Source organism: Pseudomonas rosaeacicularis, assembly GCF_057128745.1.
In genome coordinates, this window is the sequence record NZ_JBSKHT010000022.1 from 57,019 (window position 1) to 81,715 (window position 24,697).

Consider the following 24,697-nt stretch of genomic DNA (forward strand, 5'->3'; position numbering starts at 1 on the left):
GCGTCTGATGTCACGACACAGACAAACCCAACCTCTGAGCTGACAGGCCCCACCGACCAAGCGCGATGGCAGTCAGCTCAAACTGTGGACAACAGCAAGTTTTGGCGAGACTTCTTGATTTACGGTTTGCCCGGACTTTTGCTGCTCTGCACGGTATTGATCGTCGTCGTTCGCATCAATCGGCGGCTAAGCTCTGAAATTTCTCGTCGTGTAGCGCTCGAGCAGCAACTGCGCAGCAGCGAATACCACTATCGCGGCATGATCGAAAGCCTCTCGGCGATTGCGTGGGAGGCCAACATCAATGATTACTCCTACAACTACGTCTCTCCGCACGCCGAGAATCTCCTGGGTTATCCGCTTGAACAATGGCTTAGTGCTGGCTTCTGGCACAGCATCGTTCACCCGCACGATGTCCAAAGAGCCCAGGCCTTCTGCGATCAGCAATCTGCCCTCGGCCACGACCACAGCCTCGATTACCGCGTCATCCATGCTGATGGCAGGACGTTATGGGTGCGGGATATCGTCAGTCTGATTGGATATGGACGCGAACCTGTCATGCGCGGCCTGATGATCGACATCAGTGAAACCAAGCTAATAGAAGAAGCGCTGCGCCTTTCCGAGGGCAAATTTGCCTCGGTCTTTGCGCAGTGCCCCGACATCCTGGTCATCGCCAGACTCTCCGACGGATGCTTCCTTGAAGCCAATCAGGCGTTCGTAGAACAGATTGGTCTCACTGCTGCGGACGTCATCGGCAAGACGCCTTCGGACCTCAATATCTGGGGTATTCCGGACATCGGGCCGAGCCTGCTTCAGCGCCTGCAGAAAGGCAGTATCCGAAATCTTGAGATGCCCTTCCGGCGTATTGACGGCCGCTTGTTCACCGGGCTGCTGTCCGCTGAACCATTTGATCTGGACTCAACGCCTGCCGTCGTCGTTGTCGTGCGCGACATCACGCCACTCAAGGAAGCCCAGCAGCAACTGCAGCTATCGGAAGAGAAGTTCGCTAAAGCCTTCCACTCCTCGCCCGACGGACTGGTGATTTCGCGTCAAAGCGACGGACTGCTGGTTGAGGTCAACGACGGATTCAACCGCATTACCGGCTATCAAAGTTCAATGTCACTGGACCGCACGACGCTCGACCTCGGAATTTGGGTAGATCTGAATGAGCGCCAGCAGTTGCTTGAGCAACTGAGCAGAGACGGCTTCGTTCGCGACTTCACTAGCCATATTCGCCGTAAAGATGGTCAAGTCAGGCTGTGCGAGATTTCATCGCGGCCACTGCCGATCGGCGGTGAGGACTGCATGTTGACCATTGCCCGGGATATCACCGAACGCCATCAAATGCAGGAGAAATTGCAGCTGGCCGCAACGGTATTCGAAAGCACCGCCGAAGGGGTACTGATCACTGATACCCGCCAACGGATCAACGCAGTGAACCGCGCATTCAGCGAAATCACGGGGTACAGCGAGCACGAAGCGATTGGTGAAACCCCACGATTGCTGGCCTCAGGGCAACACGACAGCGCGTTTTATGCAGCCATGTGGTACCAGTTGACCGCCGAAGGTCACTGGCAGGGCGAGATCAGCAATCGTCGCAAGAACGGCGAGGTTTACCCCAGCTGGCTAACGATTAGCGCAGTCAGGAACCGCGATAAGTTCATCACCCACTTCGTCGCGGTATTCGCCGATATATCCAGCCTCAAACAGGCTCAGGCCCGTCTGGATTATCAGGCCCACCATGATCCATTGACCGGCCTGCCCAACCGCACGCTGTTCGAAAGCCGGCTGCACGCGGCGCTGTTACACAGCCAGCACGGCGATAGCCTTGGCGCCGTGCTGTTTCTGGATCTCGACCGCTTCAAGCACATCAACGACAGCCTGGGTCACCCTGTCGGGGACCTGTTGCTTAAAGGCATCGCGCAGCGCCTGAAGGAAAACCTGCGCGACATCGACACCGTCGCGAGGCTTGGGGGTGACGAATTCATCATCCTGCTGCCAGGACTGCAAAACGCAAGCGATGCCGAGGCCATCGCCACCAAACTGCTGAACAGTTTCAGTGCACCGTTCCAGGCGGGTGAGCACGAGTTTTTCATAAGCGCCAGCATTGGTAGCGCGCTGTTTCCTACAGATGGGCTGGATGTTGCGACGGTCATTAAGAACGCTGATGCGGCGATGTACCGCTCAAAAGCTAAAGGCCGAAATCGGGTCGAAAGTTACACCCGCGACCTGACTGCGCAAGCGAGTGAGCGGATTGCCCTGGAACACGAGCTGCGCCGAGCTATCGAGCGCAACGAGTTCACGCTCTCATACCAGCCCAAGCTCAGCCTGTTGACTCAACGGCTGGTCGGCGCTGAAGCATTGATTCGATGGCACCATCCAACCTTTGGCGACGTCCCGCCAGAGCGTTTCATCTCTCTGGCAGAAGAGAACGGCATGATCCTGCAGATCGGCGAATGGGTGCTGGAAAATGCTTGCCGCCAACTGTACGAATGGAACCAGCGCTACGACGTGTTCGGCCCGCTGTCGGTAAACCTCGCCGGGGCACAATTGCGCCAGCCCAATCTGGTCAATCGCATCGAACAGCTGCTGACCGAATACCGCTTGCAACCCGGCTGCCTGCAACTGGAAATCACCGAAAACTTCATCATGAGCCAAACCGAGGAAGCGCTTTCGGTGCTGCACAAGCTCAAGAAACTGGGGGTACAGCTTGCGATCGACGATTTCGGAACAGGCTATTCTTCTCTCAGTTATCTGAAGAAGCTGCCGTTGGACATATTGAAAATCGATCAGTCATTCGTCCGCGGCCTACCCGATGATCCCCACGATGCTGCAATTGTCCGCGCCATCATTGCCCTGGGTCGGAGCATGCAGCTCACGGTCATTGCCGAAGGTGTGGAAACCGTCGAACAGCAGCAATTTCTGGCCGACGAAGGCTGCGAACAGATCCAGGGCTACATCGTCAGCCTCCCCCTGCGACCAGAAGAATTCTGCAGGACGTTTCTTCGTATAACAGTTTCAGACTTTTCGGATAGCACAGCATGGAAACCGTCGTTATAATCCGCCGCCTACTGAGGGCCTATAGCTCAGTTGGTTAGAGCAGGGGACTCATAATCCCTTGGTCCACGGTTCGAGTCCGTGTGGGCCCACCACCTTTGAAAGCCGCGCATTGCGCGGCTTTCGTGTTTTTGGATTGGTCCCAGCTTTTACAGTCCTACGCTCCATAGGTACAAATTAGGTACAGTGCTGGTTCGCCAGCCGCCTAGGAGCACCCTCTCATGGCTACTCTCGTCAAAACCCCTTCCGGCACCTGGAAGGCACTCATTCGTAAAATTGCTGGCCCACTGTCGCCAAAACCTTCCGCACAAAGCGTGATGCGGAGGACTGGTCGAGGCGTACCGAAGAAGAAATGTTGCGTGGCGTGTACATCCGGCGTAGCGGCTCGGAGAAAATGACGCTAGAGGCTGCACTCAAGCGCTATCTGAGCGACATAACCCCCACCAAGAAGCCCACCACTCAGCGTGGCGAAACCTCGAAAGCTAAGAAGCTCATCGAGCACCTTGGCAAATACTCACTGGCCGCCCTCTCCGCTGAAATCATCGCCGGTTATCGTGATAAGCGTCTGAACGAACCCAGCCGTGGTGGGACCATCAGCAACAACACCGTGCGCCTCGAACTGGCTCCTACTGAGCCACCTGTACACGGTAGCGATTCAGGAGTGGGGTTTGGGTCTGACGTTCAACCCAGTGCTGAACATCCGTAAGCCAAGCCCTGGGGATGGTCGTGACCGAAGGTTATCACCGGAGGAAGAACGCCTTCTCCTCGCGGCCGTGAATCGACACAGCAACCCTATGCTGGGCTGGATTGTTTGCATCGCTCTGGAAACGGGTATGCGCTCGTCAGAGATCTCATCCCTACGGCGACCTCAAGTGGATTTGGCAAAGCGCGTCATTCGTCTCTCAGACACAAAGAACGACGGCTCGCGTACCGTTCCACTGAGCAAGCGCGCCACTGAAGTATTCAAAGCTGCGATGGATAATCCAGTGCGACCAATCGACTGCAATTTGGTGTTTTTCGGTGAGCCTGGAAAGGACGGTAAGCGTCGGCCGTATACCTTCACCAAGATTTGGGGACAGCTCAAAAAGAAACTCGATCTGTCTGATTTTAGGTTTCACGACCTGCGCCATGAAGCAGTAAGTCGGCTTGTCGAAGGTGGGTTATCGGATCAAGAGGTTTCGGCCATCAGTGGTCATAAGTTGATGCAGATGCTTAAGCGTTACACACACCTACGAGCCGAAGACCTCGTCAGTAAACTGGACAAAATAACGAGACCTGCCACTTAAGTTTATTAGTTTAAGACGGGGGATTCTTGCCCCCGCACCTTCGGAGCTTTTCCGTATGCGATATTGCCCCTCCACTCGACCACCTGATTGCATTTTGACCAGCACGCTTCGTGACCATGATCGGCAGAGAGCTGCGCATTGCCGCTGGTCGTGACCGGCAGCAATCGGCGCAAAAGCTGTCATTTAGAATCGATTAATAGCCCTCAATTGTATCGATTAGCAAAGCCCCCATACTTTGTAAATATCAATTCGCGACAAAGCCCCTCAAGATCTCCGTACACTGACTTTGCGCCAATATTAAGGGTTACAAGATTAGAGCGCATCTCTGCGATAGCACCTCTTTTGATAATAAGCTTATAGACCCTGTCATTAGGAAATTCACCTGAACATTTAACACTAAGAGTAAATACCCCGCTCTGGCATTTTATTCTATCATTTGTTACATCAGGATTAAAAAAACAGAAACCCATCTCTTTCGCATGCGGCACTTCGGCAAAAACATCTTCCGGAAGATCGCAAGCACGAAGCCACTCAGCGGACTTCGAGTTATGGGAAGCTGGGATCATATAAACAACTGCATCGTGATCCGCCAACCCAACATACTCGCCATCGATTGGAACTTCCCTGTTAAACTCCAATCGCTCCGAGTCAGACAAATCCTTTATCTTAACTCTTCTATACTTGACTCCATCAAGTGCGAAAAATAGCGCTACAGTGGGGGATAAACTCCAGTCCAAGAGCCTAGTAGGAAGCCCAAAGTGCTGAGCTAGTGTAAGCACATCCCAAGGGCTACTTGAATTTAGGTGGTGATAACCATGCCTCTCCGCATCGAATATTCGAAACGCCTGCTTTGCCATTGCTAGGGCACTGGCATTCTTACTCATACTGCAATATCGACTCAATCCAGAAGAAATACCCCAGCAACTATCTGACTGACCTCTATATACAGCCCCAGCTAGTGACCCAGTTTTATTATTGATCCTGAGGATTTCTTCTAGGTATTGCGATAAGCTATCTACTCTTATCTCTTCAATAAACATTCGCATCTCCGTAACCCTGCGTTCCCTCGCTACAACCATAGCAATGGGCCATTAAGATCTCTTATCTTTATCCATATCTGCAATCCATTGAGCGCGAGCGCATCGTTTTTGGCAGACGGCTTTATCCCGGAACGAATATTACCCGTTGGGTAGATTTATGCCGCTTCGATGGAGATTTGAGAGGCAAACATTTTAGAAATGGCACTTCGATACATGCCCTCGTAATCTTTATCAATGACTTCTGTGACTACAACATTGACATCAAATGATTCCAGCAGCCCTCTTTTTTGTTCATCAATGTAATCCACGTAGAAAAAGATATTGTTTTTGACAAGATTGTCAGCCGCAAATCTGGCGCGTTTATTCAAAACCCACCAAAGGTCTGTCTCGCTATAATCTAGGGAAAGACCAATTATATGGAGATTTGATGAAAAAAACAGGTCAACCCAAGACGTATAGCAAAAGCTACCGTTCTCCAGTTTCTTGTCCATTGACATAATGGGAATTGGCTCTCCGTCGACAAAATACTTGTAGTTACCTTTGACATAGGCATCTATCTTGCTTACTGAGCCGCAGTAGTGGTCCAATCCAAGCATTATAGATTTTGGACTGTCAATTTCCCCGTGAATATTCCACAAGTATTTTGTACCGATATTCGACTTGTATTTTCGCTTTCTTCTAAGGCTGTATATCTCTTCAGAACTTAACTTATCAGGAGTAATGGCAAGAGCCTTTTCAAATGCATAATCATAGTTTGTCGTAAGATAATGCTCAAAGTTCATATCTCCTAGCAACTTGAAGACTTGATTTGATTCTTGCTCTGCGAGGGAGCTAGCAATTTTACTCTTGATGACAAGCTCATCAATTCTTTGGCTTTCGCTAGCTTTGTGTTTCCCCATGAATATTCTTTCATACACCATCGTATTGGGCAGAGAGCCATTTGAAAATCTATTCTCACCTTTGATCTCATCAAGCAAGCCATCCCAACTTACCGCATTGGTCGAAAGCCTGTTTATTCCATTTCCAAAAAGGACTGTATTTTTCATTCTCGACCTTACCAAGAGTGTCTCTTTAACTCAGAGAAGCTTGCCCCTGAGGTGAATTGTTAGTTGCTCATCCGCTCAAAATATTTCGCAACGCGGGATACCACTCTTACCGCCGGAACAAGGCGTGTTGCCGGCGCATGTCGTTGCGATAACGCAGCAACGGCGGGGAGGAAAAAGAGGTGGGTCGGTCCGGACACGTCGAGCACCCTTGCAAGTGATGGCGTGATGCTATCCCTCATACCTGTCCTTGGACAAGCAATTTACTTGGAGCTCTTACCTTCGCTTTATACCCCCGCCAATGTCGCCATTGCAGCGTGCTCCGCTCGGAGGCGAGGTTTGCGCTCCTCAGATAAGTCGAGCTCGAAGTCGCTGCTCGCGAATGGTAGCTATTGGCCGAGGCTGTGTAAAAAACGCTTATGAGCGCTTCAGGTGCTCAAAACCGGACTGAAAATCGCGTTTCTACGCGAAATCCACATCTGCAAACGTGCCGATAAATTTCAGATTTAACGTAGACGCGGACACTTCAATTTTGGCGAAGCGTTTTTACACACTCTGGGCCGTTTCCTGCCGTTGACGAAGAGCTGAAATCGGCCAAAAACCAACTGTCGGAAGCGTTTAGATAATTCGGGGCTATTCTGTCACTGAAAGCTAGCTGGCTACGTTGATTTCCGCCGCCTCCACTCCATCAGCATTGGTGCGAATGCCATAGCGGAGGCTGCGCAAAATAATCCGATTGCAACCTCATCAACCCCGGAAAGCTCCAAACACACCGTCGACTAGCTTGGCAGCCAAACTCAGAGCCAACGGACCAACCGGCCATCGAGCATATCGGAGGGCTTCGAACCTCAGATTCTCCAGCATCAACAGGTTCAGACGGACGCTTTTACTCTCAGGTAATAGGTGCCAGAATCGTATCAGTAAGCTCACGTAGATCCAGAGATCTGAATCGCCCCGTGACGAACACCAATTCTGCAATGCCCGACTTTCTTTTTTAACTGCCTTCATCCCAAGAAAGCTTGTTCATGAACAAGAACTGAAGTGAGTGGAGATCTAGTGCAGGATAGGCGCTCGCCGGTAAACTGTGGTTCACTACGTATATAGTGAGCTGTTGATACCGAAAGAGGAATGCACATGCCGCGCAAAGCTAGCATCGGCGCCACGAGGGATAGCGCCGTTTACCGGGTACGCATACCGGATGATTTGAAATCAGAGTGGGAAGCCCACTGCGAGAAAAAAGGGAGCTCCCAACACGGCATGATCCGAGCGCTAATGCGCTACGTCATCCAAGATGAGATGCCCCAAGACGTTCATAGTTGGATATCAGGACAAATCGCAGGCGAGCCGGACGAAGGTCAGAAACAAAGGCTGGAGGTTCGCATGAGCTATCGGCACGCTCAGAGGCCGAGGGATGCTCTCCTCAACGGTGGGTAATCAATTGCGTTCGAGCAAGTTTAACCAACCAGCCCCAATTCACGATGGAGGCCACAAAGGCGCTTTGGGAGTCGTCAGGACAACTCCGATCAATCGGAAGAAACCTGAACCAGATAGCTAAAAAAATGAATGAGGGTGGAAGCCAAGAAGTGGCCATTAAAGAAATTCAGAAGCTTTCTACTTATATTTACTGCCACACAGAAATAGTTTCAGCGCTGCAAGATGCAAGTTTAAGCCGATGGAAGCTAAAGAGTAACCTAGTAGAAAACTCTTGACCTAGATTTGAGAAATAGATTTCGCGATGCCTACTAAGTGGAGATAGCTCTACCATTAATAGGCATCCAGGTTACGACAGTAGCTTATTTTCATTCATAAGCGCATCTATGAGACCTCACTCACTACTTTCGGCCTTAGAAGCAGACTCTCTGGGCATCGCATTAATTAGCACAATATGCCTCGTATCACCCAACCCATTTTTTGTCATTATCCTTTGAACTTTATCCCGCTCAGAAAAGTTAAAATACAAAATGACCATGATCGGAGGATTTGTAGCCCTGGATGCATCACTATAAATTTTAGCCTGATTCCTCAAATTTTTTTCCATATGAGAATTTTTCGCCAGCTTAAATTCAATTATAGATTTGTCTTGGCTACCATAAGAAACCAGAAAATCAGCGGGACCCCGACCGTTATTCACTTCAGCATCAGAACTAAACTTTGAAGCAAACCATGTCAGCTTAAACATGATCTGCAAATCACTTTCTCGAGAAATCGGTATGTTTTTTACGTAGAACAGACGATAACCATCTTGCTTCTCAATCACATGCTTAAGATATTGAACTCTTTGCATACCTGCTTCGTAACTGTTCGGCTCAGCATCATAAAACTTGGTTTTATCCAATAAGTCGACCAGCTTACGTAAGTGCTCTTCGAAAAGCTTTTGTGCAACAGAAACCTTCTCTAAACTAGAAGTGCTCGCCGCATCCCTATCCGCCTCTCTTAGTCCCACATAAACATCCATAAGTTTAGGGTACTTCAGTATCGTCTTTTCAAAAGCGAGTGCTTTTTCTTCTTTAGTAGGGTCAGCAGGCATAACCTTTGTGATATACAAATTTATTTGATCGCGTAATTGATCATTGGGCACACAATTCACAACCTGACTGAAATCCTCAATAAATCCCTTATGAGAGATCCAGGCTTCATCTTTAGTCAGAATCTCGATAGGGGTGAGCAATACGTACTCAGAACCATATCGTGGCAGAATATACTGCTTTGCCTTCCAAGTTTCAGTGACATAGTTGAACTCGGCTTTCTGTATAGAGAATTTTTGCAATTTATTAGGAGAAATATATTTTGATGCAAACTTCTCAGTATAGCTTGCCAAAAAACCGTGTATCAAATTACAGGTAAAGTCACTTATCTGATCCTTGCCAACACCATGCTTTACAAGCGTAAGCTTACCAAGATGAGTTGCCCCAGCTGTCTCACTACCAAAATCTGAAAAAACATCCTTAAAGTTTACTTGCAATGACTTTGCAAAAGAAGGGCCCAAACCCCGACCACTATTTCCAGACTTACTGAATCCAAACCAGTTCTCCTTAACCTCCGGAAACATATACCACGACTTCACTAAACCCGACGGTAAATCGAGAGCTGACTTACCCTTCAAAAACAACATATATTTAATAATTTCAGCATGAAGATTTTGAAAAACCTCTTCATCGCTATTAAATAGAAGAAAAGGGTCTACAAATAATGGTAGGTCATTAATTAAGGAGACGTTGAAGGCTCCGTAAGAATCAATTTGTTCACGTGTGACATCAAAAAAATCCGAGAAATAGATTCTAAGTTTACGTTTACCTGTATCCATACGCTGAAAGCTCCAAAAGTGATCGAATTATATTTTGTGAAGGCCCGAAGCAATCGCCACCACAAAAAGGAGTCACGGTCGTCTGCGTCAATCAGCTCGACAAACTAAACGACCGACCCGGGCATGACACAATGCCACTATAGGAGATAAAGCCCTCGACGCCAATGAGAATTGACGTATGACGTTTTCCCTCGGAGAAAGGGGACATACGGGGTCCAGACTTGAATAGTTTAAGAATGTTCGGCCCCTACGCAAGGGCACGAAAGCTCTGTCGTCCAGACTGAAACCACAGAAGCGCGCTTAACTAAAGGAGTGATTAAGAATCCTCCCTATTAAATTTTAGGTCCTACTTCACTTACAGCACTAATGATACACAGCGAAAACTGACTTTTTCTGTAAAAACAAGTTTGAATTACGAACAAACTGCTACTCAACAAATGCAATTTTTTTATATTCATAAAAAACTTTTCCTTGAGATCCTCAATACAGCCAGATTCATTTACGGCATAAATCACACCACGGATATTACACTTATAAAACATAATTAACTCACTACAAAAAACAAACAACCAGAATAAATGCAACATATATAATATAAAAACATAAATCCAACTCTATAGATCAAATTGGACGAAAAAACAATACTGTACTACCTTAACCCGGGCATCACGTAAAAAGACCGTTAGAGAAAAGATCAAAACGCCTAAACACCTGCCGACATTCACCGCACAATCAAACAATAAAAGGATATTTAGCGTGGCTGATGAGAGAAACCGATCCAAGCTGGTAAGGATGACCGTACGCAATATTGGGTGTATCGGAAATGATGGAGTAGAAATTGCACTGGACAATGTAGTATGCCTTGTAGGAAGAAACAACGCAGGAAAATCAACTATTCTTCGCGCTTATGAACTTGCAAAAGGCTCCGCCGCTTTTGAGATACAAAGAGACCGTCATCAACATGCTCAGGAGCTAGAATTCTCTGAGGTAATTCTTGATGTGCATATACCAGACGGAATCGGAAATATACATGAAGATTGGAAAATAGATGATGATGGACTAAGAATTGTTAGGAGCCGATGGCAATGGGCAGGCCCTACCTACCAAAAGACACGAACTACTTGGAACCCTAAAGCTGGAGCGGAAGGTACTGGCGACTGGGACCCAGATAAAAATGCGTCGGGCCTAGATAATGTCTTCACCGCAAGGTTACCTCGTCCATTAAGAATTGGGTCTCTTGATGACGCCGAGAAAACTGAAGAGATGTTGCTTACGCTTGCGTTAACCCCACTATTGACAAGATTAGAAAAAGAGCGACTAAACGCAGAGTCAGACCTGTCAAAAGCAATACAAAGCGTCTCTGCAAATATAGATCGCCTGAGCGAAGCACACAAAGAGGACTTTAACCAGATTGCAATGCAAGTAACAACCGGCTTTCAAAGTGTTTTCCCATCTCTTGGAGTGAGACTAAATATCGCAGCGGCCCCTCTCGCGCCTAAGATAGAAGATATTATAAAAAAAGGTTCAGGATTACGTATAGCAGATGGAAAAGCTGATACTTCACTTAGTCAGCAAGGCACTGGAGCTAGAAGGGCACTGTTCTGGTCCATGCTACAGGTTCACAATGAACTAACGCGGGAAAAGGAAATTCGTGGGGAATTTCAAAAGCGTCTCGAAAGAAATATAACTGAAGAAACAAAGAAAAAAGCAGCAAAGAAGATAACGCAAGAACAATCAGATGCAATCGATGAAGAGCTTTCAAAACTCAAAGCCCATTTAGCTGCTCACACTGCAGGAGCTCCAATTCCTGAAAGCCCAGATGATCCATCACTTCCGGGATATTTACTCCTAATCGACGAGCCGGAAAACGCTCTACATCCTATGGCGGCCCGCGCGGCACAGCGGCATCTTTACAAGCTTGCAGCCAGCCCTGACTGGCAAGTCTTGATGACAACCCATTCGCCCTACTTCGTGAATCCGTTTGAGGATCATACAACCGTTGTGAGGCTAGAACGTAAAGATCACAACGACGACTCACCAATCTCACCTAAAACATACCGTTCAGACAATGTCGTATTTGATGGAAATGAAAAACAAAGATTACAAGCATTGCAGCATATAGACCCAAGCTTTGCAGAAGTTTTCTTCGGGTCGTACCCTGTCCTCGTCGAAGGAGATACCGAGCATGCCGCTTTTATGGCTTCGATTATCGAGCGGCAACATGAGTTGATGGATAAAATCACAGTGATACGGGCTCGTGGAAAAGCTATACTCTTACCACTTATTAAGGTAATGAAGCACTTTAAGATAAGTTTCGGGATAGTTCACGACTGTGACCCACCGTTTAAAAGCAATGGTACGAAAAATGGCATGTGGACGGAAAACAAAAAAATTCGTGACGCTATTATAGACGCCAGAAAATCTGGAATAACGATCCGCCACAGGGTAAGCATTCCTGATTTCGAACGATTCCTTGGTGGTGAAGACGAGTCAAAGGACAAACCGCTTAACGCCTATATAAATATTACCGAAAACGCCGAACAAGGTTTAATAGTGCAAAAATTGCTCAACGATCTGATAGATGGGGACGAGCACGACCCCATATCAAGAGAAGCTCTTATCGCTAATCCTGACTATCTGGAAAACCTAAAAATTACAATTCTTAAATGGGCGAAAGAAAACGGTAAAAGTGAGAACGTGCGCTTTACGGGCGTAATTCCGACTTAAGACATGTTTACAGGTAAGCTAGCACGAACCCCTAAGCTCGTGCACTAGCTTACCTTACACCTGTAGGCAAGACCTACCGTAAATCATTTACCCAAAGATCTAAAGTTCCAGAGTTTATTAGATTCTTCGCTGTCCTTAAACCACTTGATGAAGACATCTTGGCATTCCCAATCCGCCGAACGATGAAAATCATCCTGCTTGTAATAAGTTCCCCGCCTCATTAGCTCCCAAGCACGGCTCGTAACCTTTAAAACTCTCACATCTTTATAAGAAGCGCCCCGCTCCAATAAAGCGTGAATCAGTATCTGGATATTCAGTTGCCCTCCCCCACTAGACGCGAAAGAGCACAACAAATCTCCAACTACAACTTTCAAAAATGCGCCATCATTCTTCTTAAACGCGACCCTACAAAATAGCTCACTTCTGTCGTTAGGACTGCATAGCATAATGGGTTCGTAACCTTGCGATAGGTAACGTTCAACCTCAAATTTACATAAATGAAAACTCGAAAATACCCCTTCGCTGACTCCATCCAAATACCCTGGATTTATAGAAAAATAGCTTTCGAATTTCTTCAAGACTAGAAGAGGGAATTCTTCAACGCCTAACTCATAGCTTTCAAGATTAGAAACCTTTTCAATCTCTAATATTTCACTTAACTGTCTCAAGCTCAAATTCAAAAGTTCGGTACGGATAAACCTTACTTTTTCGCCTATCGACAGTGCATACGATGAGTCCGTCAGTACATGCGGAGGTGTGTTTTGCGAGCAAGGTAGATTTTGCTTTCGACTTCGCCGCTCTTTTAACCAATCGGATACGAGAGTCGCCCCGATACCTGAAAATAGCCACTCGACCATAGGAATCTCCATCAGAACCTTTTCCTCTCACTGCCTTGACCGTATCACAATGCGCAAGGAAGATTGATAGAAAGGCATCCTATACCGTCCCCTTGGCAGGTACACTGGCAGTACACAGACTGGTTTTTGAGTATTACTAAAAAATACGCTAACCTACTGATATTATTGAATTTAACTATTCCTACTTTACGGTTAACTTCGGATGCTAACGTTGGGCTTATCGTATTACATCCAAACTCATAATCCCTTGGTCCACGGTTCGAGTCCGTGTGGGCCCACCACCTTTGAAAGCCGCGCATTGCGCGGCTTTTGTGTGTCTAGAGACTGAAGCCCCCTTTTGGCAACCCACCGGGATCAATTGGCGCCGCGCGCAATTGCGGGCATAGTTCCAAGCGCTCTTGCCCGCATTGGATACATTCGTCGTTCTGATGGTCTCTTACCCCATGAAAACCTCTCGCTCGTTCCCTCCGCTGTTGCTGATACGCCGCGTCCTGCGCCCGTTGCTGGACCCGTATCGCCGTTATCGCCATGCCCGTTACATTCATGCGGGGCGGATCGTGGTGGGGTTGTTGGCGACGATTCTGCTGACGACGGGGATTCATCTGCCCCATGGCGAGTGGGCGTCGGTAACGATGTTGATCGTGATCGGCGGTTTGCAGCATCACGGCAATATCGGCAAGAAGTCCGTTGAACGGGCGTACGGAACGCTGATCGGCGCTGCGCTCGGGCTGGCGGTGGTGACGCAACAGACTTATCTGGGCATGCCCCTGCTGACCTATCTGCTGATGTCATTGATCTGCGGATTCTTCGCGTATCACGCGATTGGCAAGGGTGGGTACACGGCGTTGCTTTCGGCGATCACCCTTTTCATTGTGGCGGGGCATGGGGACAACCCCGTGACGGACGGGCTGTGGCGCACGGTCGATATTCTGATAGGGATCGCCCTGGCTTTGGCGTTTTCCTTCGCGCTGCCTCTGTATGCGGTCTACTCGTGGCGTTACAACTTGGCGAGCGGTCTGCGCGATTGCGCCAAGGTTTACGAGCGAATCAACCGCGGGCAGTCGATTACGGCGGATGAGCACCTGAAGCTGACCGGAAAACTCAACGCGACCATGTTGCAACTGCGCTCACTGCTGCCGTCGGTTTCGAAAGAAGTGAAGATCCCCATAGTCGAGCTGGAGGCGATTCAGGGGCATTTCCGGATGTGCCTCAGCACACTTGAGATTCTGTCGAACATTCGCCCGACGGACATGGCGCAAGTCGCGCTGACCGTGGAGCAGCGCAGAATTCGCCGCCAGTTCATCGGGATGGCAAGAGCGCTGCGCAATGGCGTGACGGAAAGACTCGAGCGCAAGCCCGAAGCTTCGGAAGTCAGTTCGGATACCGAGCTCGCCATCCCTGGCGAACTGATCGGCTATCGCTTACTGACACTGCAACTGGGCAAGAACCTCGACGGCTTGCAACAACGGCTGGCCAAGACCGCCCGACGCTGGAAGATCTAATGCCGCACGCCGCCGATCAATAGATCGAAGGCACCACCATGTCTCGCGGCACCGGGGCTCTCAGGTAATTGGCGTTGTACTCGCGGGCAGGCAGATCGATCTGTGTGGACTCGGTTTCGCCACGGGGGATCTGCTCCAGCAGGTGATGAATGCAGTTGAGGCGGGCGCGTTTTTTGTCGTCCGCTTCGACGATCCACCACGGTGCGACGTCGGTGTGGGAGCGCGTCAGCATTTCCTCTTTGGCGCGTGTGTAATCTTCCCAGCGACGGCGGGATTCCAGATCCATCGGCGACAGCTTCCACTGCTTGAGCGGATCGTGGATGCGCATCAGGAAGCGGCGATACTGCTCATCGTCGGTGATGGAGAACCAGTATTTGATGAGGATGATGCCTGAGCGCACGAGCATCTTTTCGAACTCGGGCACGGTGCGGAAAAACTCCTCGTACTCCTCGTTATCGCAGAAGCCCATCACTCGCTCGACGCCGGCGCGGTTGTACCAGCTGCGGTCGAACAGCACCATTTCACCTGCCGCCGGCAAGTGCGAGACGTAGCGCTGGAAATACCATTGAGTGCGTTCACGTTCGCTCGGCGCGGTGAGTGCAGCAACGCGAACAACACGTGGATTGAGCCGTTGCGTGATGCGTTTGATCGCCCCACCCTTCCCGGCCGCATCGCGCCCTTCGAACAGCACGACAACTTTCAGCTTCTGACTGACGACCCAGTCCTGCAACTTGACCAGCTCACCTTGCAACCGCAGTAGCTCACGAAAGTACACGCGGCGATCAATGCCCTTGGGCACCTCTTCACCCAGGTCGGACAGTAAGGCGTCCAGACGTGCATCGTCGTATTCCATTTCCAGCTCTTCGTCGAAGCTGTCGAGGATATCGGCATGCATATAGCGGGCGGTTTCGGATAGATCCAGTTGCTGGCTATCGGTCATGGCTGGGCTCCGGGACGGATCAAAGGGTCTGAACGCGGATTTAGGCATGCCGGGAGTGACAGCAGGATGACAGAGCGGTTACAGCGGGGAATTTTCCTACAGAAACGACTGGTGCAGCGCGGTGCTGTAGGAGCGAATTCATTCCCGAGGGGTGGTCATGTCTGGCAAAGAACCTACCGGCCCATCGTGAGAAAGCGCCGTTAATAGGTAGGCGGCGTAATCACCCAAAGCACTACCGCGTCGGTTTGCCCGGGATTACCGTAGCGATGGGGCTCATCGCTGGCGAAGCGAAAGCTGTCCCCTTCACTCAGCAAAAAATGCTTTTCCCCGACCCATAACTCGAACGCGCCAGTGAGGACGTACCCGACCTCCTCGCCATCGTGGGTGTAACTGGTGTGGTTATACGCGCCTGGGGGGAAGCGTGAATGGACCATTTCGATCTGCCCGCTTGGACTGGGCGTGAGTAACTGGTCGTAGATGCCATCGTCATAATGGATGTTTTGCCGGCTCTCCTTGCGCACCACGTAACCGGCATCGGCGTCGGACACTTCGGTCTTGGTGGAGAAAAACCACTGGATATTCACACCCAGGCAACGACCGATCTTCAGTAACGTGTCCACTGAAGGACGCGACAGGTCACGCTCAAGCTGGCTGATGTAACCCACGGAAAGTTGACTGCGCCGGGCGAGTTCGGCAAGCGTCAGGCCCTGCCGCTTGCGCAGCCCGCGAATGCGCTCACCCAGAAAGCTTTCCTCGGCTGGCGTTTCGTTCGGCACAGGTTTCGCCTTCCTGGCGGTTTCACGGGGTTTTCCTGTTGTCATCGCTACCTCAGCGCCTATCGGGATACTCAGTCGAGCGTCGCCGAGTTTAAAGCGGCCAAGGCGAAAATGATCCCTAAGCAATAAGCCTTTTTTACTCTCAGTGAAATTATTGCAATTTTTTTCACTAAAACACTGTTTCTGTCTTTTTATTTCACAAGCACTGGATTAGGCTCTGAACGGCCCGCACTCACCGCGCGCAAGAAACAAGACCACAGCCGCTGCATGTTTCAAGCATCGCAGCGCAGTAACTCCAGCGTCCCATTATTCGTGTCATTGCCTGTTTATATCCGTTTACTCCTGTGTAGCCACGGGCGCTTCTGCGTGCCCTCTGGCTTCCCGAAGAAGGCCGTTTGGCCGTAAGGAAATGTCGATGAACAGTAGAAATCTGAAGATTGCGTGTGCGTTGTTGCTGCTTTCACCGTTGTCAGCCCTGGCAGCGGAAAACCTTGTGATCGTGGGCTTCGGCGGCGCGGCTCAGAAAATTCAGAACACCACTATTTTCGAGCCTTTCGCCAAACAGGCGGGGGTCAGCGTCGTGCAGACCGAATACAACGGGGAAATGGCGAAAATCAAAGTCATGGCTGAAACCGGTCATGCCGATTGGGACGTTGTGCAAGTCGAGGCCCCTGATCTGGAGCGCGGTTGCGCCGAAGGACTGTTCGAGAAGCTGGACTGGGCGAAGCTGGGCGGGAGCACGCAGCTAATAAAAGGCGCCGAACAGGAATGTGGCTCGGCAGCGCTGGTCTGGGGCATGCCGCTGGTCTACGCCACCGACAAGGTAAAAGCCGCTCCCACCAGTTGGGCCGATTTTTGGGACACCTCTAAATTCCCAGGCAAACGCGGCCTGCGCAAAGGCGCGATGTACACCCTCGAATACGCGCTGCTCGCCGATGGCGTGTCTACCGCAGACGTCTATAAAGTGCTGAACACCCCGGCCGGCGTTGATCGCGCGTTCGCCAAACTCGACAAGCTCAAGCCATATATTCAGTGGTGGGAAGCCGGCTCGCAGCCTATGCAATGGCTGGCGTCGGGCGACGTGGTCATGACTACGACGTTCAGTGGTCGCGGTGCCGTGGCGGCCAGTGAAGGGCTGAAAGTCGCGCCGATCTGGAATGGCTCCTTGTACAGCATGGATTACTGGACCATCGTCAAAGGTTCGAAGCACAAAGAAATGGCTAACAAATTCATCACCTATGCCAACCAGCAAGCGCCACAACAGGCGTTTTCCCAAGCCATCGCTTACGGCGTCACCAACACCGCGCTGAGCGACAAGCTCGACCCGGCCAAAGCACCCTGGATCGCGACATCTCCCCAGAACTTGGCCGTGGCATTGCCGCTTAATATTGAGTTTTGGGTCGATCATGGCGAAGAGCTTGAAGAACGCCTGAACGCTTGGCTGGCTCGCTGATTCAGCCGCCAATCACGGTTATCCGGAGGAACAATGACAGACCCGTACAATCAGGAAGAATGGCAACTGCGGCAGGAACTCGCCGCCTGTTATCGGCTGATCGCGCATTACAAAATGTCCGATCTGATTTCTACGCATATTTCGGTGCGCATTCCCGGCCCCGAGCATCACTTCCTGATCAACCCGTACGGGCTGTTTTTCGAGGAAATCACGGCATCGAACCTGGTGAAGATCGACCTCGAAGGCAACAAGGTCGAGGCATCTATTTACCCGGTCAATCCGGCCGGATTCGTTATTCATAGCGCCATCCATCGCGCCCGCGAAGATGCCCAGTGCGTGCTGCACACCCACACTAAAGCCGGTTGCGCCGTGGCCGCGCAGGAATGCGGCTTGTTACCGGTGAATCAGATCTCGCTGGAGTTCTATGGGCGAGTTGGCTATCACGACTACGAAGGCATCGCGCTGGATTTGGGCGAGCAGCAACGTCTGGTCGCGGACTTGGGCACCCACTCGGTCATGATCTTGCGCAACCACGGCTTGCTAACCATTGGCGACAGCGTGAAACAGGCCTTTCTGCGGATGTATTACCTGGAAAAGGCCTGCGAGATTCAGATTGCAGCCCAAGCCGGTGGCGCGCTGCGCTTTCCAGCGGATGAAGTGTGTCGGCGCACGGAAAGGCAGTTCAACGCACCCGGCCAGGATGTTGCCGAAGGTGAACTGAGTGATCCGGATGCGGTGCAGTTCGCATGGGACGCGCTGCTGCGCCTGCTGGATCGCGTGGCACCGGATTACAAACATTGAGGACCTGATACAAGCTGTAGGTGCCAGTGGATTCGCGCCTACAGGTTGTGTCTGCAACACCCTCCTTCAACAGGTAACATCCCCCACCTGCCCAAGGAGATTCACTTTGTCCGACACCCGTCCGCCCGCTCTCGATGACATCGACCGCCAACTGATCGCGGCCCTGCAGATCAATGCACGAGAACCTGTGGCCATGCTCGCTCGACAGCTGGGCATTGCGCGAACCACAGTCACTTCGCGCCTGGCTCGCCTGGAAAAAGCCAAGATCATCACGGGCTATGGCGTGCGTTTGAGCCAACGAGTAGTCGACGGTGGACTGCAGGCATATGTCGGAATCACCGTACAGCCGCGCTCAGGCAAGGAAGTGCTGAGACGCCTTGCGGTGCTGCCCCAAGTGCAACAACTGTGCGCGGTCAGCGGAGAATTCGATTACGTGGCGTGGCTGCGTACCGATTCACCGGAGCAGTTGGATCAACTGCTGGATTTGATCGGCAGCGTGGACGGCGTCGAGAAGACCACGACCTCAATCATTTTGAGCAGCAAGATCGATCGCGGGCAGCCGATATGACGCACGACGTCGTCATATCGCCAGATATCTCTACAAAACGACGACAATCTGCGTCTTATTAACGTCTCAACTGTTATCTAGACTTGTCACCTTTCGCGTCTCAGTCGAACAAGGTCAGTCATGAACAACAATCGCCACCCCGCCGACGAAAAGAAACCGATCACGATCTTCGGGCCGGACTTCCCGTTCGCCTTCGATGACTGGATTGAACACCCGGCAGGCCTGGGCAGCATCCCCACTGAAAACCATGGCGCGGAAGTTGCGATCGTCGGCGCAGGGATCGCAGGTCTGGTGGCCGCTTATGAGCTGATGAAGCTGGGTCTCAAACCGGTCGTCTACGAAGCCTCGAAAATGGGTGGCCGCCTGCGCTCGCAACAGTTCGAAGGCGCAGAAGGCATCATCGCCGAATTGGGCGGCATGCGCTTTCCAGTCTCCTCCACCGCGTTTTATCACTACGTCGACAAGCTCGGCCTGGAATCCAAGCCCTTCCCCAACCCGCTGACTGCCGCCTCTGGCAGCACGGTGATCGATCTGGAAGGCACCACTCATTACGCACAAAAACTGTCGGACTTGCCTGCGCTGTTTCAGGAAGTGGCTGACGCGTGGGCGGATGCTTTGGAAGCCGGCTCACAGTTCGCCGACATTCAGCAGGCGATTCGTGATCGAGACGTCCCACGCCTCAAACAGCTGTGGAATACGCTGGTGCCGTTGTGGGACGACCGCACGTTTTATGACTTCGTGGCCACTTCCAAGGCGTTCGCCAAACTGTCGTTCTACCACCGCGAAGTCTTCGGCCAAGTGGGTTTCGGCACCGGCGGCTGGGACTCTGATTTCCCTAACTCGATGCTCGAAATCTTCCGCGTGGTCATGACCAATTGCGACGATCATCAGCACCTTATCGTCGGGGGCGTCGAACAAGTGCCGCTGGGCATCTGGCGGCATGCGCCTGAGCGCTGCGCCCACTGGCCCGAAGGCACCACGCTGTCTTCGCTGCACCACGGCGCGCCGCGCGCGGGCGTCAAACGCATTGCTCGCGCGCCGGATGGCAGCTTCGCCGTCACCGATAACTGGGGCGATACCCGGCACTACGCTGCGGTGTTGACCACTTGCCAAAGCTGGTTGTTGACCACGCAGATCGAGTGCGAAGAAACATTGTTCTCCCAGAAGATGTGGATGGCGCTGGACCGAACGCGCTATATGCAAGCGTCGAAAACCTTCGTCATGGTGGACCGCCCGTTCTGGAAAGACAAAGACCCGGAAACTGGCCGGGACTTGATGAGCATGACCCTCACCGACCGCCTGACCCGTGGCACTTATCTGTTCGATAACGGCACGTATTCCAACGGCGACGAGAAGCCGGGGGTAATTTGCCTGTCGTATTCATGGATGAGTGATGCGTTGAAAATGCTGCCTCAACCCATCGAAAAGCGCGTGAAGCTGGCACTCGATGCGCTGAAGAAGATTTACCCGAAGGTTGATATTGCCGCGCGAATCATCGGCGACCCGATCACCGTTTCATGGGAGGCGGACCCGCACTTCCTCGGCGCGTTCAAAGGCGCGCTGCCTGGCCACTATCGCTACAACCAGCGCATGTATGCGCACTTCATGCAAAAGGACATGCCTGACGACCAGCGCGGCATTTTCATCGCCGGTGACGACGTGTCCTGGACTCCGGCCTGGGTCGAAGGCGCGGTTCAAACGTCATTGAACGCGGTCTGGGGGATCATGACTCACTTCGGGGGCAAGACTCACACTGATAACCCAGGGCCGGGCGACGTGTTCGATGAAATCGGGCCGATTGTGCTGCCAGAATAAGCCCGCGAATACTGATGAGGAATCCTACGATGCGCGTTGCTCTGTACCAATGCCCGCCGCTGCCGCTGGATGTGCCCGCTAACCTGCAGCGCCTGAAAGCACAAGCCGTTGAAGCGGCTGCTCAGGGTGCCGATATGCTGATTTGCCCGGAGATGTTCTTGACCGGTTACAACATCGGCGCACAGGCGGCGCGGACATTGGCTCAGTTGCGCAACGGCCCGGCCGCTAATGAGATTGCCGCCATTGCACAAGCGTCGGGTATCGCCATTCTGTATGGCTATCCCGAGCGCAGCGCTGATGAGCAGATCTACAACGCCGTGCAACTGATTGATGCGCATGGCACAAGTCTCTGCAATTACCGTAAGACTCATCTGTATGGTGAGCTGGACAAATCGATGTTCGCTGTAGCCGATGAGGACTTTCCCATCGTCGATTTCAAAGGTTGGAAATTGGGCTTTTTGATCTGCTACGACGTGGAGTTTCCCGAAAACACGCGGCGCCTGGCACTCGCGGGCGCCGAGCTGATTCTAGTGCCCACCGCGAACATGGCGCCATATGACTTCGTCGCCGAAGTCACCGTCCGCGCCCGTGCCTTCGAGAACCAGTGCTACCTGGTTTACGCCAATTATTGCGGGAGCGAGGGGGAGATTCATTACTGCGGGCTGAGCAGTATCTGCGCGCCGGACGGCAAGCAGATCGGCTTGGCCGGGCATGATGAAGCGCTGGTGGTGGCAACGCTGGATCGACAGGTGATGGAGGAGTCGCGGGCGATTAATACCTATTTCAATGATCGCAGGCCGGGGTTTTATTCAGGGTTGAGCAAGCTTCTGTAGGAGCGAATTTATTCGCGAGGTGTTATTGCGTGCGACAGATCTTCTGCGCTCAACACGACCTCTCGCCAACAAGTTGGCTCCTACGGAGCGTGTCCGCGCCAACCACTGTGTAATCCGCTAGCATGACCACTCACTTTCCCGAGCCCATCCGGAAACCGTCATGCCTGCCCCCACCTCACTCACAACCCAATCCCTGATTCTGCCGAACGGCCTGCGCGTTGTGTTGTGCCATGCGCCGCGCTTGAAGCGTTGCGCGGCGGCGTTGCGGGTGTCGGCGGGCAGTCATGATGTGCCGCAGGATTGGCCGGGCCTGGCGCATTTTCTGGAGCATCTGTTTTTTCTGGGCACCAGCCGCTTCCCCGCAGCGGACAATTTGATGGCGTTCGTGCAGCGTCATGGTGGTCAGGTCAACGCCAGCACCCGCGAGCGCGCGACTGATTTCTTCTTCGAGCTACCTCAGTCTGTGTTTGCCGATGGCCTTGAGCGGTTGTGCGACATGCTCGCTCATCCACGCATGGCGTTCGATGAGCAATTGCGCGAGCGAGAAGTGCTGCACGCGGAGTTCATTGCCTGGACGCGCGACGAAGCGGCGCGCAATCAGATGAAGCTGCTTGAGCCCGTTTCGGTGAATCACCCGCTGCGCTGGTTCCACGCGGGTAATCGCTACAGCCTTTTGGTGCCACGTCCGACGTTTCAGCAGGCGCTGCAGGATTTTTATCAGCGGTTTTATCAAGCGGGCCAAATGACGCTGAGCCTCGCTGGCCCCCAATCGCTCGCAGAATTGAAAGCGTTGGCTGAGCGCTTCGGCGGGATGTTCGCCGAGGGTGCGCAGGTTGATCAAGTAGCGCCGCCTCGATTGATGGAAGCATCGCCGCATGCTCATGCCATTACCGACTCAGGTCGGATGCATCTGATTTTCGCGTGTGAAGATTTGCCCGACGGCGCGACGGAGGCCGTCGGTTATTTCTGTTTTTGGTTGGGAAATTCGCAGGCGGGTGGATTGGTTGCAGAGCTAAAGGCGCGGGGACTGGCTGAATCGCTGAACACAGAAGTTTTGTATCAGTTTGGCGGGCAGGTTCTGATTGATATCGGGGTTGTTCTGAAGGCCGACTTCGCGGGCAAGCGCGCTCCTACAAATGAAGCGCGGTCGCCTGCAGGTAGGGATGAAGCGCGATCTCCTGTGGGAGCGCGCTTGCCTGCGATAGAGCCCGCACAGTCGGCACAGGATCAAATCACAGCACTGTTTTTCCACTGGCTCTCATTCTTCAAAACCAATTACCCCGCCCTGCGCAACGAATACGAACTGCTAAAACAAAAGCGTCTGGACGTAACCGGCGCGCTGACGCTCGCCCGGCATTACAGCGACGCCCATTCTTCATCCGGCTTGTCTGATAGTGGCGCCAGTGCACTTGACGTGCTGATCGGTCAGTTGCTTCGGGACGCCGAATTCCTGACGTCGCGGAAAACAGAAATTCGGCCCGAAGCAACCTGGCGCTTACCGCAGCCGAACGTATTCCTGCGAACTGCGCAGCTGCCTGCAAGCAACTGTCCCGCTCTGCCGGCGCTATCCTTGAGCGATGCGTTGCCGTCTTCAGCCGGTGAAGGCGCGGTGTACCTGCGCTGGACGTTGAAATGCCCGCACCCATTGCATTGGCAAATGCTGAACGACAGCCTTAAATCGCTCACTGAAGATGCGCAGCAGGCAGGGGTAAATCTCGCATTCAGCGCTATGGGTCGTTTCTGGCAGCTGAAGATTGCTGGATTGACTGATCCAGTGCCGGCGGTCCTCGAAGCTGCGCTGAAACTGTTGAGCGATCCTGACCTCGCCACGCGGGCGCGTTATGCAAAGCCGCCGAGTGAACCCAGCCTCATCCCGATTCGCCAGCTGCTCAAGGTTCTTCCTGATTACCTGTTGATGGACGGCACCTGCGGCTCCGATGCTCAAGAGTCTCTGCAATCTGTCTGGCAAACCGCGTCGTGGACCGGTCTGGCGCTGGGCTTTTCAACCAAACACCAGAACAGCCTGCGTCAAGTACTGCGCAACCTCCCCGGCATTCCGGATATCCACCCGCCCCAGCCGCCTGCCATCGCCAAAAGCAAAAGATGGGAAACTGAGCTGTCAGCGTCTTCTGAAGATGCTGTGCTCGTCTTCTGTCCTACACCGAGTGCTTCCATAGCCGATGAAGCCTACTGGCGACTGCTCGCACACCTTGCACAGACACCGTTTTACCAGCGCCTGCGCGTCGAGTTGCAACTGGGCTACGCGGTATTCAGCGGTTTCCGACAGATCGCAGGGCAGTCGGGAATACTGTTCGGCGTGCAGTCGCCTTCAGCACCGGCGGCCGAACTGGCTCGGCACATCGAGCACTTCATCGCCGGCATGCCGACGCTTATTGCTTCGGTAGACGTGCCGTTGCAGGGGCAAATCCTCGCCGCTCAACTGGATTTGCACGGGATGGAAACAGAAAAGGCGGCAGAGCTGCTGTGGCAAGCGCATCTGGCCGGTCACAACCAAGCCTCGCTGGAGCGCATGAAACACTATTTATCAAATCTTCACGAAACCGATTGGCTCCCCGCCATTGATCAGCTCACACGCCCCAAAACTGGCTGGCTGTACTTGGCTAATCGCTCTAGGTCAAATGCCTCATGGTCTTGAAGCGAGAGATAGTTACCCACGCTGTAACGACCTTTCTCCAAT

The 24,697-nt window shown here is 52.2% G+C and carries 15 protein-coding genes, 1 tRNA gene and 2 pseudogenes; 12 read left to right on the forward strand and 6 right to left on the reverse strand.

The genetic code is table 11. The annotated features are described in order from the left end of the window. Positions 1-93: 93 nt before the first annotated feature. From ACWKWM_RS25240 to ACWKWM_RS25250, 3 genes and pseudogenes are all read left to right on the forward strand, one after another. Positions 94-3,057, forward strand: a pseudogene (locus tag ACWKWM_RS25240) (sensor domain-containing protein); the annotation flags it as partial. Between the two features lie 15 nt (positions 3,058-3,072). After that, positions 3,073-3,149 (forward strand) — tRNA-Ile (locus tag ACWKWM_RS25245). Positions 3,150-3,275: 126 nt separating this feature from the next. Continuing rightward, positions 3,276-4,340 (forward strand): annotated as a pseudogene (locus ACWKWM_RS25250) (site-specific integrase). Between the two features lie 203 nt (positions 4,341-4,543). Here ACWKWM_RS25250 and ACWKWM_RS25255 read toward each other — a convergent pair. Next, positions 4,544-5,380 (reverse strand): FRG domain-containing protein, encoded by an 837-nt coding sequence (locus tag ACWKWM_RS25255; protein ID WP_483848725.1) that lies wholly within the window; start codon positions 5,378-5,380, stop codon positions 4,544-4,546. Between the two features lie 155 nt (positions 5,381-5,535). Continuing rightward, on the reverse strand, positions 5,536-6,426 hold the full coding sequence (locus ACWKWM_RS25260; RefSeq protein ID WP_483848726.1) for an SIR2 family protein: 891 nt from the start codon (positions 6,424-6,426) through the stop codon (positions 5,536-5,538). Positions 6,427-7,901: 1,475 nt separating this feature from the next. Here ACWKWM_RS25260 and mobC point away from each other — a divergent pair. Further along, the gene (gene mobC, locus ACWKWM_RS25265; protein WP_483848727.1) at positions 7,902-8,132 is read left to right on the forward strand and encodes a plasmid mobilization relaxosome protein MobC; all 231 of its coding nucleotides are present in this window, start codon (positions 7,902-7,904) and stop codon (positions 8,130-8,132) included. Between the two features lie 116 nt (positions 8,133-8,248). On the opposite strand, the gene ACWKWM_RS25270 is transcribed toward mobC, so the two are convergent. After that, complete coding sequence (locus ACWKWM_RS25270; RefSeq protein ID WP_483848728.1) at positions 8,249-9,727, reverse strand: hypothetical protein; 1,479 nt, start codon at positions 9,725-9,727, stop codon at positions 8,249-8,251. A gap of 756 nt (positions 9,728-10,483) precedes the next feature. On the opposite strand from ACWKWM_RS25270, the gene ACWKWM_RS25275 reads away from it, so the two are divergent. Continuing rightward, positions 10,484-12,454, forward strand: coding sequence for an ATP-dependent nuclease (locus ACWKWM_RS25275; RefSeq protein WP_483848729.1), 1,971 nt, complete (start codon positions 10,484-10,486; stop codon positions 12,452-12,454). An 83-nt stretch (positions 12,455-12,537) separates the two neighbouring features. On the opposite strand, the gene ACWKWM_RS25280 is transcribed toward ACWKWM_RS25275, so the two are convergent. After that, positions 12,538-13,323, reverse strand: a complete 786-nt coding sequence (locus ACWKWM_RS25280; RefSeq protein ID WP_483848730.1) for a hypothetical protein — start codon at positions 13,321-13,323, stop codon at positions 12,538-12,540. A gap of 431 nt (positions 13,324-13,754) precedes the next feature. Between ACWKWM_RS25280 and ACWKWM_RS25285 the strand changes: the two genes are divergently transcribed. Then, positions 13,755-14,813 (forward strand): FUSC family protein, encoded by a 1,059-nt coding sequence (locus ACWKWM_RS25285; RefSeq protein WP_483848731.1) that lies wholly within the window; start codon positions 13,755-13,757, stop codon positions 14,811-14,813. Positions 14,814-14,829: 16 nt separating this feature from the next. Here ACWKWM_RS25285 and ppk2 read toward each other — a convergent pair whose 3' ends face one another. Both ppk2 and ACWKWM_RS25295 read right to left on the reverse strand, forming a co-directional pair. After that, entirely contained in the window at positions 14,830-15,753 is a 924-nt protein-coding gene (gene ppk2 / locus ACWKWM_RS25290) for a polyphosphate kinase 2 (protein ID WP_483848732.1), read from the reverse strand. Positions 15,754-15,953: 200 nt separating this feature from the next. Continuing rightward, entirely contained in the window at positions 15,954-16,574 is a 621-nt protein-coding gene (locus ACWKWM_RS25295) for a helix-turn-helix domain-containing protein (RefSeq protein ID WP_483848733.1), read from the reverse strand. A 364-nt stretch (positions 16,575-16,938) separates the two neighbouring features. On the opposite strand from ACWKWM_RS25295, the gene ACWKWM_RS25300 reads away from it, so the two are divergent. From ACWKWM_RS25300 to pqqF, 6 genes are all read left to right on the forward strand, one after another. Further along, positions 16,939-17,982, forward strand: coding sequence for an ABC transporter substrate-binding protein (locus ACWKWM_RS25300; protein WP_483848734.1), 1,044 nt, complete (start codon positions 16,939-16,941; stop codon positions 17,980-17,982). 33 nt (positions 17,983-18,015) lie between these two features. Then, on the forward strand, positions 18,016-18,783 hold the full coding sequence (locus tag ACWKWM_RS25305; protein WP_483848735.1) for a class II aldolase/adducin family protein: 768 nt from the start codon (positions 18,016-18,018) through the stop codon (positions 18,781-18,783). 106 nt (positions 18,784-18,889) lie between these two features. Continuing rightward, positions 18,890-19,351, forward strand: a complete 462-nt coding sequence (locus ACWKWM_RS25310; protein ID WP_483848736.1) for an Lrp/AsnC family transcriptional regulator — start codon at positions 18,890-18,892, stop codon at positions 19,349-19,351. 120 nt (positions 19,352-19,471) lie between these two features. Continuing rightward, positions 19,472-21,166, forward strand: a complete 1,695-nt coding sequence (locus ACWKWM_RS25315; protein WP_483848737.1) for a flavin monoamine oxidase family protein — start codon at positions 19,472-19,474, stop codon at positions 21,164-21,166. A 29-nt stretch (positions 21,167-21,195) separates the two neighbouring features. Continuing rightward, positions 21,196-21,999: a carbon-nitrogen hydrolase family protein gene (locus ACWKWM_RS25320; protein WP_483848738.1), complete on the forward strand. Its 804-nt coding sequence runs from the start codon at positions 21,196-21,198 to the stop codon at positions 21,997-21,999. 160 nt (positions 22,000-22,159) lie between these two features. After that, positions 22,160-24,655 (forward strand): pyrroloquinoline quinone biosynthesis protein PqqF, encoded by a 2,496-nt coding sequence (pqqF, locus tag ACWKWM_RS25325; RefSeq protein WP_483848739.1) that lies wholly within the window; start codon positions 22,160-22,162, stop codon positions 24,653-24,655. The last annotated feature ends 42 nt before the right edge of the window (positions 24,656-24,697 follow it).

What these genes read in the sequence shown, in the direction of transcription:
- ACWKWM_RS25320 (WP_483848738.1), top strand. Translation starts at nt 21,196, where the DNA reads ATGCGCGTTGCTCTGTACCAATGCCCGCCGCTGCCGCTGGATGTGCCC.
- ACWKWM_RS25315 (WP_483848737.1), top strand. Translation starts at nt 19,472, where the DNA reads ATGAACAACAATCGCCACCCCGCCGACGAAAAGAAACCGATCACGATC.
- pqqF (WP_483848739.1), top strand. Translation starts at nt 22,160, where the DNA reads ATGCCTGCCCCCACCTCACTCACAACCCAATCCCTGATTCTGCCGAAC.
- ACWKWM_RS25270 (WP_483848728.1), bottom strand. Translation starts at nt 9,727, where the DNA reads ATGGATACAGGTAAACGTAAACTTAGAATCTATTTCTCGGATTTTTTT.
- ACWKWM_RS25305 (WP_483848735.1), top strand. Translation starts at nt 18,016, where the DNA reads ATGACAGACCCGTACAATCAGGAAGAATGGCAACTGCGGCAGGAACTC.
- ppk2 (WP_483848732.1), bottom strand. Translation starts at nt 15,753, where the DNA reads ATGACCGATAGCCAGCAACTGGATCTATCCGAAACCGCCCGCTATATG.
- mobC (WP_483848727.1), top strand. Translation starts at nt 7,902, where the DNA reads ATGGAGGCCACAAAGGCGCTTTGGGAGTCGTCAGGACAACTCCGATCA.
- ACWKWM_RS25260 (WP_483848726.1), bottom strand. Translation starts at nt 6,426, where the DNA reads ATGAAAAATACAGTCCTTTTTGGAAATGGAATAAACAGGCTTTCGACC.
- ACWKWM_RS25255 (WP_483848725.1), bottom strand. Translation starts at nt 5,380, where the DNA reads ATGTTTATTGAAGAGATAAGAGTAGATAGCTTATCGCAATACCTAGAA.
- ACWKWM_RS25280 (WP_483848730.1), bottom strand. Translation starts at nt 13,323, where the DNA reads ATGGAGATTCCTATGGTCGAGTGGCTATTTTCAGGTATCGGGGCGACT.
- ACWKWM_RS25300 (WP_483848734.1), top strand. Translation starts at nt 16,939, where the DNA reads ATGTCGATGAACAGTAGAAATCTGAAGATTGCGTGTGCGTTGTTGCTG.
- ACWKWM_RS25285 (WP_483848731.1), top strand. Translation starts at nt 13,755, where the DNA reads ATGAAAACCTCTCGCTCGTTCCCTCCGCTGTTGCTGATACGCCGCGTC.
- ACWKWM_RS25295 (WP_483848733.1), bottom strand. Translation starts at nt 16,574, where the DNA reads ATGACAACAGGAAAACCCCGTGAAACCGCCAGGAAGGCGAAACCTGTG.